The organism is Duganella sp. Dugasp78, assembly GCF_059491455.1.
Map to the genome: position 1 here is coordinate 1,249,046 of NZ_CP168506.1, position 14,556 is coordinate 1,263,601.

Sequence of the window (14,556 nt, forward strand, 5' to 3'; positions counted from 1 at the left end):
GCGTTTCCGGGAGGCGCGCTGGCATCAGCGCTGCCAGCCCCGGCGCCGAGCCAGCTGTTCGGCCTGGGCATCCAGCGTCTGGCCGGCGATGCGGGCATCGATCGCATCGCTGACGGCGGCCGGCATTGCACTGCCTGCTTGCTGATAATCGCCGCTGGCCTGCTTGTCCACTTGCGCCATCACCGGCAACCGCCAGCGCTCGCCCTCATGGCAGGCCAGGCCGGCCTGCGTCCCCATGATGAAGCTGCGGCAGAAATGCCCATCGCGGCCGACAAAGCTGACACCGATACGGATACCCTGGGCCGACGGGCCCGCACCGGCAAGCTGCCCGGACAAGGCGGTAGCCAGCTGTCCCTGCGCGTAAAGCGCGCCGTCCGCACCGGCGACCGACGCCAGCGCCGCATCGCCGCCCAGGCGCTGGTAGCCGAGGCTACCGCCCAGCACGCCGATCAGCAGGGTCGCGGCCAGCGCCCCCCATTCCGGCCACGCCCAACGCCGGCGCGTATTGGTTTTCAGCCGGGCTGCGCGCGCTGCCTGCAGGTCGACGGCCCCGGCCGCGACAGCATCCAGGCGTGCCGGCACAGGTTCTTCAATGATGGGAAGGAAAGCGGCAAACACGTCCGCCCGCAACGCTTGATGCTGGCGCACGCGGGCCGCAAGCTCTCCATCGTTCTCCACGGCGTGTGCGACAGCGGCCCGGGTTGCTTCATCGAGCTCGCCATCGGCATAGGCCATCAAGGTTTCATCGGAAAAACTGCTCATACGGTCCTCGTTTGATCGGATAAAGTCGCTTGCAGGGCCGAACGCGCGCGCGCCAGACGGCTCATCAAGGTGCCCAGGGGCAGTTCCAGCACATCGGCGGCGTCCTGGTAGGCCATGCCATCGACCAGCACCAGACCGACCACCATCCGGTGGTCTTCCGAGAGCAGGCTGATCGCCTTCTGTATCGCCAGCCGCTGCTGGTGGGCTTCGGCAAAGCCATCGCCGACATGCTCACCCGCCTCCTCCGGCGCAAAGAGATTGTCGCGCCGGATGCGCGAACGCACCTCATCGATCCAGGCATTCTTCATGATGCGGAACATCCAGCTGTCCAGCCGCGTGCCGGCCTCCCACTGCGCATGCCGGTTCAGCGCCCGCTCGACGGTGACCTGCACCAGGTCGTCAGCATCGTCACGGTTAAATACGATACTGCGGGCGAAACGGCGCAGCCGCGGCAGCAGCGCAGCAATTTCACCATGGAGCGGAGGGGCGGCAGTTGTCATCGTTACTTGTTAAACGTTTCGCGGCGGGACTTTAATCCCTGCCCCGAACGTTTTCCCTATTAATATTTTCAAACCATTATATGATCAAGCCAGCATGAAGCCTCAACCATACATCCGCCTTGCGCGCCTGCTGCGCCCGATCCTGCTGCTGAGCGCCCTCCTCGGCGTCGCGCCGGCGCAGGCCCAGTTGCGCCTGCCGTCGCTGAACCTGCCCTTGCCGCAGCCATTGGGCCCGGTCGATACCGAAACCCTGCGCGACCGTGGCACGCGCCTGCTGGCCAGTGTTGATACACGTGCGCTGGGCGAACTGCGCCTGCTGCAGGTGGGCGAGCTGCTGCACCGGCACCGCGATGCACTCGAACCGGACCCGCACGGCGAACCGATGGTCCGTGGCCAGATTCTGGCCTGGTCGCCCAGCGCCGCCAGCTTGCAGGCGGCCGAGGCGGCAGGACTGACAGTCATCAAAGTGACCACGCTCGAGGGGCTTGACGCGACCATCGTCGTGCTGGGGGTGCCGGCCGGAATAAGTACCGCCGTCATGCTGGAAAAATTGCGCGCGCTCGATCCAGGCGGTCAATATGACTTCAACCACGTCTATACCGCCAGTGCGGCCCGCCCCATGGGCCTGCCGGCGCCGGACAGCTCGTCGGCGAGCCCCGCCAAGCCCGCGCGCAGCGGCGTGCGGATAGGCCTCATCGATGGCGGCGTGGCCGACGACCACCCGGTATTTCGCGAGGCGGCGCTCAGGCGCTGGGGCTGTGAAGGAAAGCTGATCCCGGACGCGCACGGCACCGCCGTGGCCGCGCTGATGGTCGGTCGCTCCCCGCATTTTCACGGCGTGGCGCCGGACGCCGAACTGTACGCGGCCGATGTGTATTGCAACGCGCCGACCGGCGGGGCAGCCGAGCGTATCGCCTCCGCACTTGGCTGGCTGGCCAAACAGCAAGTGGCGGTGATTAACATCAGCCTGGTCGGCCCACCGAACCTGACACTCGAGCACGCCGTCGGCGCGATGGTGCGACGGGGCCACTTGCTGGTCGCAGCGGTGGGCAACGACGGTCCGGCCGCCGCGCCGCTGTATCCGGCCAGCTATCCCGGCGTGGTCGGGGTCAGCGGCGTCGATCGTGACGGCCGGGCGCTGCCGGAAGCGGCGCGCGGACCGCAGGTGATGTTTGCCGCGCCCGGCAACCAGATGGTCAGCGCGGCCCTGGGCACCCCGCCTTACCGCCTGGTCCGCGGCACCTCGTTTGCCGCGCCCATTGTCGCCGCGATGCTGGCCGGCGAACTGGACAAGCCGGAGCCGCAGGCCGCCAGGCAGGCGATCGACACGCTGGCGCGTCAGGCATCCGGCGTACCGGCGCACGGCATCAGCAATGAGCTCGGCTACGGCATCGTCGGGCGCACCTTTCGCAATGAACCGGGCAATTTCCGCTGATCTGAAAAAAAATTTTTCGATCAGGGATTAAACGCCGCTGCCGGGACGTTTTCCTTGTAACAACTGCGGATGGTCCGTAGTGTCAACAAGGAGAATGATCATGAAATCCGTCTACATCGTGAAGCAACTTACCATTGTCGCCACCCTCGGTCTGGCCTTCTCGGCCCACGCCCAATTGCTCGGTGGCCGAGGCGCCATCGGCGGCATGATCGGCGGCAGTGGCGGCGGCGCCTTTGGCTTGACTGGCCCGGCTAATATCGTCCAGATGCCCGGCCGCGGCGACGCCAATTCGCTCACCGGGATCACCCGCGGCGGCGACCTGCGCAAATCGGCCGACGCCGACGGTGAAGCCAAGAGCAGCGGATCGGCCAGTTTGCTGGGCAACGTATCGAACATCGCACCGGCTGCGCCAGCACTGTCTCCGTCGAATGGCGCTGCACCATCGGCAACGCCAGCCGCATCCGGCGCAGCGGCACCGGCAACAGCGGCAGCCACCCCAGGTAAAGGCATCGGCAACAGCGCCAACACGGCGGCTCGTGCAAGCGGCAATGCCGACGCGTCGGGCGACGGCAACGCCAGCGCCGGCTTGGGCATGCATGGTGGACGGCATGCGGTCGGCAGCGTCACCGATGGTGCCCGTAATATCGCGCAGCCAGTTCATCACGGCGCACAGGCTCAGGCTGAAACCACCCGAACCTTTGCTCAGGCAAGCGGCGCCAATGCCAAGAACACTGCCGGCCAGGCGAACGTCATCGGCAATGGCAAGCAGATCGCCGGTGCGGCCCGTTCGGTCAACGCCCAGCCACAACTGGCAGCAAACGGCTCTGCGCAGGGTAGTGGCAGCGGTAGCGGTAGCGGCGCCGGTAGCACCTCCAACGGCACCAGCGCCAGCAAAGGCGAATAAGGTTGGCCCAGGAGACGCGCCAGCACGGTCGTGCGTGCTGGCGTGGCTCATGGCGGCAGCCATTGGATATAATTGCCATCCTTATATTTCGCCGCCCTGCTCCATGCGCCTGTCCACGACGACACTCTTCTATACCGCGCTGCTTGCCGTGCTGGCGACAACCGTGCCAGGCTGCGCCGCGCCGAACCAGGCGCCATCGGCCGAAACGCCATCCCTTGCGCAAGCCTACCAGGGCAAATTCCGGATCGGCGCCGCCGTCGAGCCATCCCAGCTGGACACGTCCGAGGGACGTCTATTGGCCGCGCAATTTAACAGCGTCGTGGCGGAGAACGCCATGAAGCCTTCGCGCATCCAGCCGCATGAAAATGACTTCAATTTTGCGCCGGCCGATGCGATCGTGAATTTCGCGCAGCAGCACGGCATGGCGGTCAGGGGACATACGCTCTTGTGGTACAAGCGTACGCCCGACTGGTTCTGGACCGGTCAGGACGGCAAGCGGGCCTCCCGCGACCTGGTCCTGTCGCGCCTGCAGCGGCATATCGAGGCCGTCGTGGGCCGCTACAAAACCAGCGTTCATATCTGGGACGTGGTCAATGAAGTGATCGACCCGGACCAGCCCGACTGCCTGCGCCACGATCAATGGCTGCAGGTGGTTGGTCCCGATTATATCGATTGGGCTTTCCGCTACGCCCACGCGGCCGATCCCGACGCGCGCCTGATCATTAACGACTATTCCACCACCCACCCCGTCAAGCGGCAGTGTCTGCAGCACCTTGTTCAGGGCATGCTCGAACGCGGCGTTCCGGTGCACGGCGTGGGACATCAGATGCACATTTCCATCTTCGAACCCTCGGCGGCGGAGGTTGACGAGACGCTGTCGGTGTTTGCGCGTCTAGGCCTGGAAAACCAGATTACCGAAATGGACATGAGCCTGTATCGCCGTCACGCCTATCTGCTGCAGGACACCTCGGCCCAGCTGCTGGCCCTGCAGGGCCAGCGATATGAATCGCTGATGAAGGTCTTTCTTGCACATCCCGAGTTGACCTCGGTGACATGGTGGGGCATCTCCGATTTCCATACCGCCCGCAACAGCGGCTGGGACTGGTGGCGCAGCGACCAGCCTTTGCTCTTCGACCAAGAGCAACATCCCAAGCCAAGCTATTGGGGCGCGTTGAAAGCGGCAGGCGAAGCCCGGCCTGGCGTCGAACACCGGCTACGCTAGGCCCCTGCCCGCACAGCCGGGCTTGTTACAGCGAGCGGCCCAGCCAGGCCGCAGTCAGGTCCAGCACGCGCTGCGGCGCTTCGCTGCCGGGCTCGAAGACGTTGAACACATGATCGGCGTCGCCGATCAGCGCGGCCTCCTTGCGCTTGCCTGGTGCGATCTTCAGCAGCTGGGCATCGCGCTGAGGCAGGAAATCCCGGCTGCCGCGTACGGTCAGAAAGGCGCCGGGATACCTGGCCAGGGACTGGTCCAGATCCACGCCGCGGAAGCTTTCGTAGTACTCACGCTTGGTGGTGATGCTCTTCCAGCCGGGAACGACATCGGTGGCGACGCCTTCGCGCAGCGCCTTCTGGGCCACGGGATTGGCGGTCATCTGCGAGAATTGTTCGCCGCTCGGCGCCGACCACAGCACCATGCTGCGGAACCAGTCGGGATGCTGGCCTCCCACCACCAGCGCAGTGCTCGCGCCCAGGCTCCAGCCCAGCACGGCGGTGCGGCCGGCGCTGATCCCCTGCTGCTTTTGCAAAAAGGCGTGCGCCGCTTCGGTGTCGGCCACGCGCGTCTGCAGCGTCGATTCGATGTTGCTGCGCATGCGGTCGCCTTCGCCGCGGAAGTTGATGCGCAGCGAGGCGATGCCGATTTTCGCGAGCTGTTCGGCCATGCGCTTGCTGAGATCGCCGGCGCCGTCCATATCATCGGCAAAGCCGTGCAGCATCAGCACCGCACGGCCGTCCCACGCGCCGTCAGGGGTGACCCAGGCGCCGCTGACCTCGGGCGCAACCTGCACCCGCAGTTCGGCCGATTGCGAAAGGGCTGCGGCGCTGCACAGGCAAAGCAACAGCAGGCCGCGTTTAAGCAGCGAGAAGGGAGAGCGGAGGCGCATAAGGAAATCCTGGAGGGTCAAAGAGAGTGCGGGAGCCGGCATCCTATTCGGAGGCCAGCTTGCGGGCCAGACGGTAAAGGAACTGCTGACCTTCATGGACCGATTTTACCGACACGTTTTCGTTCAGTCCATGCATATTGCCCTTGTCGGCGCCGACGAATATGCCGGTGACACCATAGGTCCAGATGCCGGCGCTGTTGAGGAATCGTCCGTCGCTGCCCGCCACGAACAGCGTCGGCAATATCGGCGTGCCGGGCCACATGTCGGCCGCGATGGCCTGCATCAGCGGCGGATTGATCGGCGGCGTGGGGGCGCTGCGGCAAGGCGTTGGCGGCGTGGCCGGCGTCGACCTGGGTGGCGACGCAGGTGGTGCGCATGCTCGCGTTGTAGTTGGGATCGGCCTCGCCGTCGAGCAAGACGTTTTTCTCGCGGCCTTCGACATGGACCACATGCCCGACCAGCCATTCGACCACGCCGAAGGTGATCAGCAACAGGATGCTGGTGATCGAATACAGGCGCCCCGTCCAGGCCGACTCGTACAGATCGGGTAGCGCAGGGCGAACAAGGCCAGCAGCGGTCCCAAGGTCCCAAAGAGCAGCATCCACGGCAGCCACAGCATCAATAGAGGATGCTCCTCAATCGTCGCGTTGAAGGATGGAAAGACATTGCCACAATGCCATGAATTCTTGCCGCCGGCGCCGCATTGCGCGCCACCGTGGCTTGCAGTGCGCGACAAGGCTAGGTGCGCAGTTCCGACGCCGTCACGCCGAAGCGGGACTTGAACTGGCGGTAGAAGGTGGCCAGCGAATCGAAGCCGCAGCACAAGGCGATGTCGGTAATCGACATCTCAGGGCGCGTCATGACCAGGACACGGGCGCGTTCGATGCGCCGCTGCCGGATTGCGTCGGAAACGCTGTATCCCGCGCCTTCGAAGGCGCGGTGCAATTGCCGCAGCGAGATGCCCAGCTCCAGCGCGATGGCGGCGGGCGTGAGGCGATACGACTCCAGGTGGCAGTCGATATATTTCAGGGCGAGCTTCAACCGCTCCTGCTCCACCGCGCGGGCCAGCTCCTCCGGCGCCGCCGCTGTGCAGGTCAGCGCTCCGGCCAGCAGTTGGTCCAGCGCGCGCAGCGCGGCCGCCACTGCCGGCGCGTCCAGCCGCGGCAGTTCCTGGCTCATGCCGGTCAGATAGGATGTCAGCAGGCCGCTCAAGGGGGCTTGAGGCCGCACCAGCTGGAAGCCGCCGTTGCGGATAGCCGGCGAGGAAAACGCCAGCAGGTGTTCAGGTATACTCAACGCATGGAAGCCCCAGTGCTGGCCTTCGGCGGCAACGCCTTTGTAAACCGAGTCCTGGCTGCCGACCACCACCGACCCCGGCGCCGTGACGAATTGCTCGCCCTTGGCATTCTCGAAGCGGCTGCCGCCCTGCTTGATCAAGTACACCAGCAGGTTGTTGGATGGCGCGGCCCGCGCCCGCGCCCGGTTGCGCTCGACGATGCTCCACGACGTGTCCACATCCATCACGCCGGCCAGCGGCCCGCGGGCGATGCGGATGTCGGCCGACACCGCCGCTGGCGCTGCGCCGCCCAGGTTGACATCCAGGTTGAAGTAATACGCGGCCGTGTCGCGGACCAGGGCGACACGCTGCTCGCCGCGCAAATCGTGGGTTGAAACGCAGGATTCAGTCAGCATTGGAGCCACGCATTATCGGGATCAATGCCGACAGAATAGCGCAGTTTGCACGCAGAAGCGCTATTCGCTGACCTCGACCACCCGGCCGTTCAAGGGCTGCACCGGACGCGCATTCATCTTGTAAAGCTTGTGGAATTCGGCCAGCTGCTTCTTCGACAGCTCGACCGGCGTACGCAGTACCTGCCAGCGCACGCCGTCGCTGCATGGCGGCGTCGTCAGCGAGCCCATGAATTTGAAGTAAGCATGGTTGGCCGGCAGCACGTCGGCCGGGTTGAAGCTGGCCAGTTGCATCGGCTTGCCTTCCGCCGGCAAGGCGTCGAACACCGGCGCCAGCGTCTTGTTCTCGCTGCCTTCCTTGAACAGCACGGCCACTACCGACAGCTTGCCATCGGCGCCCTTGTGGACGAAGTGGGCCACCATCGGATAATTGACGCCGTTGATTTTTTCTTCGCTCGGCGTGTGGAAGTGGAACTGCAGCAGGTTGACGGTATCGTCGCCCACCTTCAGCGAACTGCCGGGCGGCAGATTCACTTGCACCGTATGGCCGTTGTTGACCACCTCGGCGGTGCCGGCCGCGTATTTGAAGTCGAGCGGCGCCAGCGCGGCTTTCTTGGCGTTGCGCTCTTCGATATTGATCGGCGATTGTTCCTTGCTCAATTTGCAGGCGGTGTTGCCCGCTTCCAGATCGGCCCAATGGGCCGGCGCGGTTTTACCTTGATAGCTCCAGTGCGGGTGCTCTTCGGCATACGCGGAACCGGTCGACAGTGCGAGCATAGCGCTCATCAGCAGAATGTTCGTTCTTTTCATGACTACTCCATTTCCGTGGGGTCGTTGTAAAACATGCGATGCGGCCCGCTCGCGCTGGCCGCGGACTTTTTTTATCCGTCCAGTTTCTGTATAGCATATTATGCCGATCGAAATTTCCAGGCCAGGGAATTCCTGTTATGTGTGCACTAATGTGTGCGCTATGTTGCGGATAGTTCCAGGCTGCCCCGCTCCTTCAACCAGTCCGTGAAGCTGGTCACCCGCGAGGAGGCCTGCTTGCGTCCGATTGCAAACGAATAGGAACCGGTATCGACAGCGCGGGAATGCCGCTGCAGCGCGTTCATCGCCAGCATGGAGGCGATAAACGCCTCGGGCACCACCAGCACGCCCAAGCCCTGGACCGCCGCCTGTATCGCCAGCACCGTGTTGTCCAACTCCAGCGTCGGCTGCAGCAAGGCGGCATCCAGGCCGTGCGCGCTGCTCCAGCATGGCCACAGGTCGGGCCGGGAACGCGTGCCGATGCGTGGTGCTTTGCGCAGCCAGCGCAGGTCCTTCGACGCGCGCTGGCCCAGGCCCGACATGAAGGCGGGACTTGCAACCAGCACGGAACGCTCCTGCATGAAAACCTGAAACGGCAAGCCGCGCAATTCCGCCACGTCGCGCCGCAGGAAGACGTCGGCCGGCGAGGCGGGATTGATGTCGCCCTCCACGGTCCGGATTTGCACCTGCAGCTGAGGATAACGCTCACGAAATGCCGGCAGCTGCGGGATCAGCCAGTGCATCGCCAGCGTCACGCTGGTGTCGACCAGGATGGCGCTTTGCCGCCGCGCCCGGCCGCCGGCATCGAGCACCTCCCTGATCGCCGCCATTTTTCCGCCCACGCTGTCGTGCAGCTTGCGGCCGGCCGGCGTCAGCGTCGCCGGGCTGCCGGCATTGCGGTCGAACAGCACCTGCCTCAGGTGCGCTTCCAGCGCCTGGATCTGGCGGCTGACCGCGCCCGGGGTGAGATGCAGCGCCAGCGCGGCCTGACGGAAGCCGCCCTCCTGCACGACGACGCAAAAGACATGCAGGGCATTGAGCGGAAGGTGGAGTGACATGGCATCGCCGTGGTGTTGAGGAATACTCAACGCATCATACCAAAATCTCGTTTGATCATCGGCAACGGCCATCGCATGATGGCGGCAATAGCACACGATAAAGGATTCGCGATGGGCGAAGCGTATTTTATGTTTGTGGTCATGGTCATCTTCACCGTCTCCAGCCCCGGCCCCGGCGTACTGATGACGCTCGATAACGCGATTGCCGGCGGCTGGCGGGCGGCGATGCACGGCGTGCTGGGGCTGGCGCTTGGCGCGGCGGTGATGGCGGGCTTGTCCTCGGCCGGCATCGGGCTGCTCATCCGCTCCTCGCCGGCGCTGTTCCAGCTGCTGAAATACGCTGGCGTCGCCTATCTGTTTTACCTGTCGTTCAAGACGTGGCAACGCAAGCCGCAGGCTCCTGAACGCAGCCGCCACACGGGCGCAGGCGACGTCCCCGCCGTGGCGGCGCGCAAGCGCCTGCTGGAAGGCGCGCTGCTACAAACCAGCAATCCCAAATCGCTGTTCTTCTTTCTGTCCGTGCTGCCGCAGGTGGCCCACGGCGCGGCCGGGCAGCCGATCTGGCTGGTGCTCGCGGTCGCGACCTACTGCCTCGTGCTCATCCTGATCCACGGCCTGTACGCCGGGCTGGCCGCGCGGGCCAGCGCCTGGCTGAGCCGGCCCGGCAGCGCGCGCCTGCTGTCACGCCTGAGCGCCATCATGTTTTTCGCATTCGGCGTCACGATGCTGACGCTGAAGCTTTGAGCCCGACAGCGGACGCCGCACGCCGCTCCTGCTCGACGACGGCTTGCAGTGCCAGGGTCGCCATCGCGCGTATCCCCTCGTACGACTTGGCTGAGGCGATGAACCTGCCGTTGTGGCAGAAACCCGCATCCGGCACGCCGGTTACCGCCGCCAACTCGGCATCGCGCAACCCCGCCCATGCTTCGGGCAAGTCAGCCCTGGCCTCGAAACTTTCGGCGCTGACCGAGACGGTGTGCAGCATGTGGCGTTGCTCGGCGAGGTTATGGCTGATGACGAACAGCACCTTCGGCATCTCCTTGCGCACCACCTGGCCCCACGGCAGTGCCCCGTTTTTCAGGAACAGCACTTTCCCGCCCTCCAGCAGCTCCCCCTGCCGGACCTGCTCCAGCGCGAGCAACGCGCCCACCCGGTATTTCACGCCATTGAGCATGACGTCGGTCAGCACCGCCATCGCGCGGCGGAACTGGGCCAGACGGTAGGCATCCGCCGCCTCGCCGTAGCCCAGCCTTTGCTCGTCGAGCCAGTTGGTGTTGTAGCCCGAGATCACCGCCGAGAGTCCATACCCACCCGGTGCGCTCTTGGCCGCCCCCACATCCGACAGGTCGAGGTACTGCACGACATCCGCATCGATGCCGTAGGCCATTTCCCGCGCCTTATCGTCCGACAGCTGGTGCCCGCAATGCGCCAGCGCCAGCGCCGCGACGCAGCGCGCGCCGTACTCACGCCAGACCAGGCCCGCGCTGGCGTACGGCACGCCGCTCTGGCGTGCGCCGTCGAAGCCCTTTTGATGGTGGTCGAAGCGGCCGGTGGCCGGATCCCAGATGCCGCCGACGTCGACCGCAAAGTTGGCTGCCTCGATGGCCGCCGGGTCGCGCGTGCGGATAATGTCCGCGTCAGGGAATAATATCTTCAATACGGCGACCGCCCACGCGTCGTCCGCGTGAAACTTGCCGCTGTGAGTCGCTATGATCATGCCATGTCCTATCGTTAAACTACAGCCATGATATACCGCCTGCCATGGTCCGGGCGGCTTAGCGCAGGGTGCTCGGTGTCACGCCAAACTCGCGTTTGATCAATTTGCGCAGGGCGGTGCTGTCCTGGTAACCGACCTGCGCCGCGATCGCCTCGATCGAGAGCGTCGTCGTCTCCAGCAAATGCGCGGCGTAGGACAAGCGCCGCCGCTGGATGAATTTGATCGGCGATGCGCCGGTCGCGGCTTCGATGCGCCGCGCCAGCGTCTTGGCCGACAGCGCCAACGCAGACGACAGCGCCGTCACCGTCATCGGCTGCGCCAGATGCGCATCGATCCAGCGCTCCGCCGCGATCACCGTCGGATCTTCCTGCTGAAGATGGTCGCGCATCATGTAGCGCGCCTGCGACGAGCGCTGATCGATCAGCAGATAGCGCGAACACAAATGCGCCACCGATTCTCCAAACACGTCCGAGACAACGGCCAGTATCAAATCCAGCTGCGACAAGGCCGCGCCCGCGGTCAGGCACGGTCCGTCGCGCACCAGGATGCGCGCCTCGTCGAGCGTCACCGCCGGATAACGCGCGCGGAACTCCTTGGCCAGCCACCACGCTGTCGTCGCCCTGCGTCCGTCGAGCAGGCCGGCTTGCGCGAGCAGAAACACCGCGCTGCACGAGGCCGCAATCCTGGCCTTGCCCGCCGCTCCCGCCATGGCCAGCCAGCGCATCGCCTGCTTGGTATCGCTGCGCGCAAAAGCCTCGCCGAGCTGCCGGTCCGAACGGTGGCCCAGGCCTGGAATGACGATCCAGTCGGATACCTCCCGTTTTACCGCCTTGATCTGCAAGTCGGCCTTCAGGCGCATGCCGGCGCCGCTGGTGATAAAAGCCTTGGCGGCGATGGTCCTGATCTGCACTTGCGACGTACCGCCGCGCGCCGCATGGATGGACTGGGCCGCATGCAGGGTATCCAGCGTTATCGACAAAGCGCTGTCAAACATGCCATCCAACGCCAGAACCGTGATGATCTTCATTTGTCCATTTTGACATAAAAAATGTCAAATATGATACTTCACCGGCCTGCGGCAAAACGCCAGACTGTGGTCTTCTATCTGAAGGAGGAAATCTTGTTAATTAAACACTTTAAGCTGTACCACTACCCGGCCAGCCGAAGCGCACGGACCAAATGGATGTTGCATGAAGTCGTGGGCGACGCCTTTGAAGTCGAGAGGGTGGACCTTTGCGGCGCCGTGCAGTATTCCGCCGAGTTCCTGCGTCTGAACCCCAACCATGGTGTGCCGGTGCTGGAGATTACCTGGGACAACGGCGCGTCGCAGCTCATGCTCGAAAGCGCCGCCATGGTCGCTTTTCTTGCGGACGCGTTCCCCGACGCCGGCCTGGCGCCCGCGCCGCAGGCATCGCCGGCGCGCGCCGACTACCTGCAAATGCTGCACTTCGGGTCGACCTGGATGGACATGATGCTGTGGCAAATTCGCGCCCACGAGCATGTCTTGCCGGAAGCCGAGCGCGACCCGCGCACGGTGGCGAGGTACCGCAGGAAGTTCCGCGAGGAGATCGAACCCCAGCTTGCCGCGCGGTTGGCGCAGGCGCCCTTCGTCTGCGGACAGCAATTTACCGCGGCCGATTGCATCGTCGGCCATGCCGTCTTATGGGCGCGCGGCTATGACTTGTGTGGCGACGAGATATTTCAGCGATACCTCACGCTCATCTCGAAGCGGCCGGCATTTGGCGCCGCGTTTGCGGACGCGCGCGAATTTGTACTCGACGTCACCGGGCAGCCCATCTCGGCGCACTTTACGGGATAGCCTACCCGGCCACGCCCAGGCCGGACGCCGACCGCACGTCCCGATCGATGATGTTCGAGGCGATCCGGTTGCGGCCCTGCGACTTGGCCCGGTACAGGGCCTGATCGGCGGCTTTGATCAGATCGACCGGCTCGGTCTCGAAGCGCACCGGCGTGTAGGCTTCGACGCCGGCGCTGACCGTCACGTGCCCGCTGACGCTGCCGGGATGGTTCAGGTCCAGCGCTTCGATCTCCGCCCGGATATGTTCGGCGACGGCCAGCGCGCCCGCCACGTCCGTCCCCGGCAGCAGCACCGCCAGCTCCTCGCCGCCGTAGCGGGCGGCGACATCGCCCGGCCGGTGCTTGTTGTCGGCCACCACCTTGGCGATCGCCTTCAGGCACTCGTCGCCGGCGGCGTGGCCGAACAGATCGTTGTACTGCTTGAAGCAATCGACATCGATCATGACCAGCGCCAGCGAACTGGCGTTGCGCATGGCCCGGCTGAATTCGTTTTTCAACGACGCGTCAAAATGCCGGCGATTGGACAGGCCGGTCAAGCCATCCTGCATGGCCAGGCGCTCCAGCGTCTGATTCAGCGTCACCAGCGAATTACGCGCACGCACCAGTTCCGCTTCCGCCTGTATCCGCAGATTGATCTGCCGCACCAGCCGCCGCCCCAGCAAGCCTATCCCCAGCGCCAGGATGACGACGCCGCCGCTGTACAGATACGCATCGGCCCGCCATTGCGCCAGCGCCTCGTCCCTGGACAGCGCGGCGGAGACCACCAGCGGATATTGTTCCAGGCGCCGGTAGCTGTTGATCCGCACCACGCCGTCCTGCGCCGACGTGAAAGTGACGGTGTCGACCGGCGCCCTGGGCAGGTAATCGTGGAAAAGCGGCAGCTTCGAAATATCCCTGCCCAGCGATTTTTCGTTGAATGGCCGGCGTACCAGCATGATGCCGTCATCCAGCGCCAGAAAAATGGCGCCGTTCTCGCCGATCTTGAAGCGCTGGAAGAACTTCTGGAAATAGTCCATCTTGATGGTCGCCAGCACCACCCCGCCAAAAGCGCCATCCGGCCGGTTGAAGCGGCGCGACACCGTGACGATCCACTCCCCGGTCGACTTGCTTCGCACCGGCGGGCCGATATGCACGCCCCGCTGCACATGCTCCCGGTGGTAGATGAAATACTCGCGGTCCGAGTTGTTTTGTCCTCTCAGCAGCTGGGGTTGGGAATTGATCAGCCAGCGGCCATCCTCGCCGTACACAAATATCCCGTGAAGTTGCGGTAACTCCTCGACGCGTCGCACCAGCAAGTCATGGAAGCGGCCAAGCTCGGACTCGAGCTTGCCGTCGTTTTCCAGCCGCTCCACCAATCCGACCAGCACCGTATCGGCTTCCTTGATCGTGTCGTAGGCATGCTGCGCCACGGCTTCCGCCAGGTTGGCGGCGGCGTTTTCCGATTCGTTCAGCTGCACGCTCCTGGCGTGCGCGGTGAGCCATAGCTGGACGCCAATCAGCGAGCAGCACACCAGGATCACAAAGAAGATGGCCAGGTGCTTGACGGGCAATCGCGGAGGGGCGTTGAAGGACGGCCAAAGGCGGCGTCCCGACGAGTTGCTGAACATGTGTTGTCACCTCGCGGATTGATCTACCGGGCAAGAGTTCAAGTATGTGCGTTTTCTGGCAAAAAAAACTCTCAAATAATCACACGGGATGGCGCCGACAACCGCAAAGTACCAAAACTACACAATAAAAAACCCAGGACCAAGCATAATCAAG

The 14,556-nt window shown here is 64.5% G+C and carries 16 protein-coding genes; 6 read left to right on the forward strand and 10 right to left on the reverse strand.

Features of this window, described 5'->3' with window-relative positions; all coding sequences use genetic code 11:
- Positions 1–24 precede the first annotated feature (24 nt).
- A complete protein-coding gene (locus ACEN9O_RS05585) occupies positions 25–762 on the reverse strand; it encodes an anti-sigma factor family protein (RefSeq protein ID WP_495616632.1) in 738 nt (245 codons plus the stop codon).
- Positions 759–1,262, reverse strand: a complete 504-nt coding sequence (locus ACEN9O_RS05590) for a sigma-70 family RNA polymerase sigma factor (protein WP_495616633.1) — start codon at positions 1,260–1,262, stop codon at positions 759–761. The genes ACEN9O_RS05585 and ACEN9O_RS05590 overlap by 4 nt, the downstream gene beginning before the upstream one ends.
- Before the next feature lie 94 nt (positions 1,263–1,356).
- Between ACEN9O_RS05590 and ACEN9O_RS05595 the strand changes: the two genes are divergently transcribed.
- From ACEN9O_RS05595 to ACEN9O_RS05605, 3 genes are all read left to right on the forward strand, one after another.
- On the forward strand, positions 1,357–2,697 hold the full coding sequence (locus ACEN9O_RS05595) for a S8 family serine peptidase (RefSeq protein ID WP_495616634.1): 1,341 nt from the start codon (positions 1,357–1,359) through the stop codon (positions 2,695–2,697).
- 100 nt (positions 2,698–2,797) lie between these two features.
- Positions 2,798–3,601: a hypothetical protein gene (locus ACEN9O_RS05600; protein WP_495616635.1), complete on the forward strand. Its 804-nt coding sequence runs from the start codon at positions 2,798–2,800 to the stop codon at positions 3,599–3,601.
- Positions 3,602–3,650: 49 nt separating this feature from the next.
- Positions 3,651–4,823 (forward strand): endo-1,4-beta-xylanase, encoded by a 1,173-nt coding sequence (locus ACEN9O_RS05605; protein WP_495616636.1) that lies wholly within the window; start codon positions 3,651–3,653, stop codon positions 4,821–4,823.
- 25 nt (positions 4,824–4,848) lie between these two features.
- On the opposite strand, the gene ACEN9O_RS05610 is transcribed toward ACEN9O_RS05605, so the two are convergent.
- Together ACEN9O_RS05610 and ACEN9O_RS05615 are read right to left on the reverse strand one after the other, a co-directional pair.
- Entirely contained in the window at positions 4,849–5,706 is an 858-nt protein-coding gene (locus ACEN9O_RS05610) for an alpha/beta hydrolase family protein (protein ID WP_495616637.1), read from the reverse strand.
- Between the two features lie 43 nt (positions 5,707–5,749).
- Complete coding sequence (locus tag ACEN9O_RS05615) at positions 5,750–5,989, reverse strand: M20/M25/M40 family metallo-hydrolase (RefSeq protein ID WP_495616638.1); 240 nt, start codon at positions 5,987–5,989, stop codon at positions 5,750–5,752.
- On the opposite strand from ACEN9O_RS05615, the gene ACEN9O_RS05620 reads away from it, so the two are divergent.
- Positions 5,967–6,257 carry a hypothetical protein gene (locus ACEN9O_RS05620; RefSeq protein WP_495616639.1) on the forward strand — a complete coding sequence of 97 codons (291 nt, stop codon included), beginning with the start codon at positions 5,967–5,969 and terminating at the stop codon, positions 6,255–6,257. The two genes, ACEN9O_RS05615 and ACEN9O_RS05620, sit on opposite strands and share 23 nt — an antisense overlap.
- A gap of 187 nt (positions 6,258–6,444) precedes the next feature.
- On the opposite strand, the gene ACEN9O_RS05625 is transcribed toward ACEN9O_RS05620, so the two are convergent.
- From ACEN9O_RS05625 to ACEN9O_RS05635, 3 genes are all read right to left on the reverse strand, one after another.
- Complete coding sequence (locus ACEN9O_RS05625) at positions 6,445–7,398, reverse strand: helix-turn-helix transcriptional regulator (protein ID WP_495616640.1); 954 nt, start codon at positions 7,396–7,398, stop codon at positions 6,445–6,447.
- A gap of 60 nt (positions 7,399–7,458) precedes the next feature.
- Entirely contained in the window at positions 7,459–8,205 is a 747-nt protein-coding gene (locus ACEN9O_RS05630; RefSeq protein ID WP_495616641.1) for a carbonic anhydrase, read from the reverse strand.
- Positions 8,206–8,363: 158 nt separating this feature from the next.
- Complete coding sequence (locus ACEN9O_RS05635; protein WP_495616642.1) at positions 8,364–9,260, reverse strand: LysR family transcriptional regulator; 897 nt, start codon at positions 9,258–9,260, stop codon at positions 8,364–8,366.
- A 111-nt stretch (positions 9,261–9,371) separates the two neighbouring features.
- On the opposite strand from ACEN9O_RS05635, the gene ACEN9O_RS05640 reads away from it, so the two are divergent.
- Positions 9,372–10,004: a LysE family translocator gene (locus ACEN9O_RS05640; protein ID WP_495616643.1), complete on the forward strand. Its 633-nt coding sequence runs from the start codon at positions 9,372–9,374 to the stop codon at positions 10,002–10,004.
- Here the strand turns inward: ACEN9O_RS05640 and ACEN9O_RS05645 are convergent.
- Positions 9,979–10,977, reverse strand: coding sequence for an MYG1 family protein (locus tag ACEN9O_RS05645; RefSeq protein WP_495616644.1), 999 nt, complete (start codon positions 10,975–10,977; stop codon positions 9,979–9,981). The genes ACEN9O_RS05640 and ACEN9O_RS05645 overlap by 26 nt on opposite strands.
- Positions 10,978–11,035: 58 nt before the next feature.
- On the reverse strand, positions 11,036–12,004 hold the full coding sequence (locus tag ACEN9O_RS05650) for a GlxA family transcriptional regulator (protein ID WP_495616645.1): 969 nt from the start codon (positions 12,002–12,004) through the stop codon (positions 11,036–11,038).
- A gap of 21 nt (positions 12,005–12,025) precedes the next feature.
- On the opposite strand from ACEN9O_RS05650, the gene ACEN9O_RS05655 reads away from it, so the two are divergent.
- A complete protein-coding gene (locus tag ACEN9O_RS05655) occupies positions 12,026–12,796 on the forward strand; it encodes a glutathione S-transferase family protein (RefSeq protein WP_495616646.1) in 771 nt (256 codons plus the stop codon).
- Between the two features lies 1 nt (position 12,797).
- Here ACEN9O_RS05655 and ACEN9O_RS05660 read toward each other — a convergent pair whose 3' ends face one another.
- Positions 12,798–14,402: a sensor domain-containing diguanylate cyclase gene (locus ACEN9O_RS05660; RefSeq protein ID WP_495616647.1), complete on the reverse strand. Its 1,605-nt coding sequence runs from the start codon at positions 14,400–14,402 to the stop codon at positions 12,798–12,800.
- Positions 14,403–14,556 lie beyond the last annotated feature (154 nt).

Coding starts and splice junctions, on each gene's coding strand:
- ACEN9O_RS05605 (WP_495616636.1), top strand. CDS start 3,651: ATGGCGGCAGCCATTGGATATAATTGCCATCCTTATATTTCGCCGCCC.
- ACEN9O_RS05650 (WP_495616645.1), bottom strand. CDS start 12,004: ATGAAGATCATCACGGTTCTGGCGTTGGATGGCATGTTTGACAGCGCT.
- ACEN9O_RS05610 (WP_495616637.1), bottom strand. CDS start 5,706: ATGCGCCTCCGCTCTCCCTTCTCGCTGCTTAAACGCGGCCTGCTGTTG.
- ACEN9O_RS05620 (WP_495616639.1), top strand. CDS start 5,967: ATGTCGGCCGCGATGGCCTGCATCAGCGGCGGATTGATCGGCGGCGTG.
- ACEN9O_RS05585 (WP_495616632.1), bottom strand. CDS start 762: ATGAGCAGTTTTTCCGATGAAACCTTGATGGCCTATGCCGATGGCGAG.
- ACEN9O_RS05595 (WP_495616634.1), top strand. CDS start 1,357: ATGAAGCCTCAACCATACATCCGCCTTGCGCGCCTGCTGCGCCCGATC.
- ACEN9O_RS05630 (WP_495616641.1), bottom strand. CDS start 8,205: ATGAAAAGAACGAACATTCTGCTGATGAGCGCTATGCTCGCACTGTCG.
- ACEN9O_RS05645 (WP_495616644.1), bottom strand. CDS start 10,977: ATGATCATAGCGACTCACAGCGGCAAGTTTCACGCGGACGACGCGTGG.
- ACEN9O_RS05640 (WP_495616643.1), top strand. CDS start 9,372: ATGGGCGAAGCGTATTTTATGTTTGTGGTCATGGTCATCTTCACCGTC.
- ACEN9O_RS05625 (WP_495616640.1), bottom strand. CDS start 7,398: ATGCTGACTGAATCCTGCGTTTCAACCCACGATTTGCGCGGCGAGCAG.
- ACEN9O_RS05615 (WP_495616638.1), bottom strand. CDS start 5,989: ATGCAGGCCATCGCGGCCGACATGTGGCCCGGCACGCCGATATTGCCG.
- ACEN9O_RS05660 (WP_495616647.1), bottom strand. CDS start 14,402: ATGTTCAGCAACTCGTCGGGACGCCGCCTTTGGCCGTCCTTCAACGCC.
- ACEN9O_RS05600 (WP_495616635.1), top strand. CDS start 2,798: ATGAAATCCGTCTACATCGTGAAGCAACTTACCATTGTCGCCACCCTC.
- ACEN9O_RS05635 (WP_495616642.1), bottom strand. CDS start 9,260: ATGTCACTCCACCTTCCGCTCAATGCCCTGCATGTCTTTTGCGTCGTC.
- ACEN9O_RS05590 (WP_495616633.1), bottom strand. CDS start 1,262: ATGACAACTGCCGCCCCTCCGCTCCATGGTGAAATTGCTGCGCTGCTG.
- ACEN9O_RS05655 (WP_495616646.1), top strand. CDS start 12,026: ATGTCAAATATGATACTTCACCGGCCTGCGGCAAAACGCCAGACTGTG.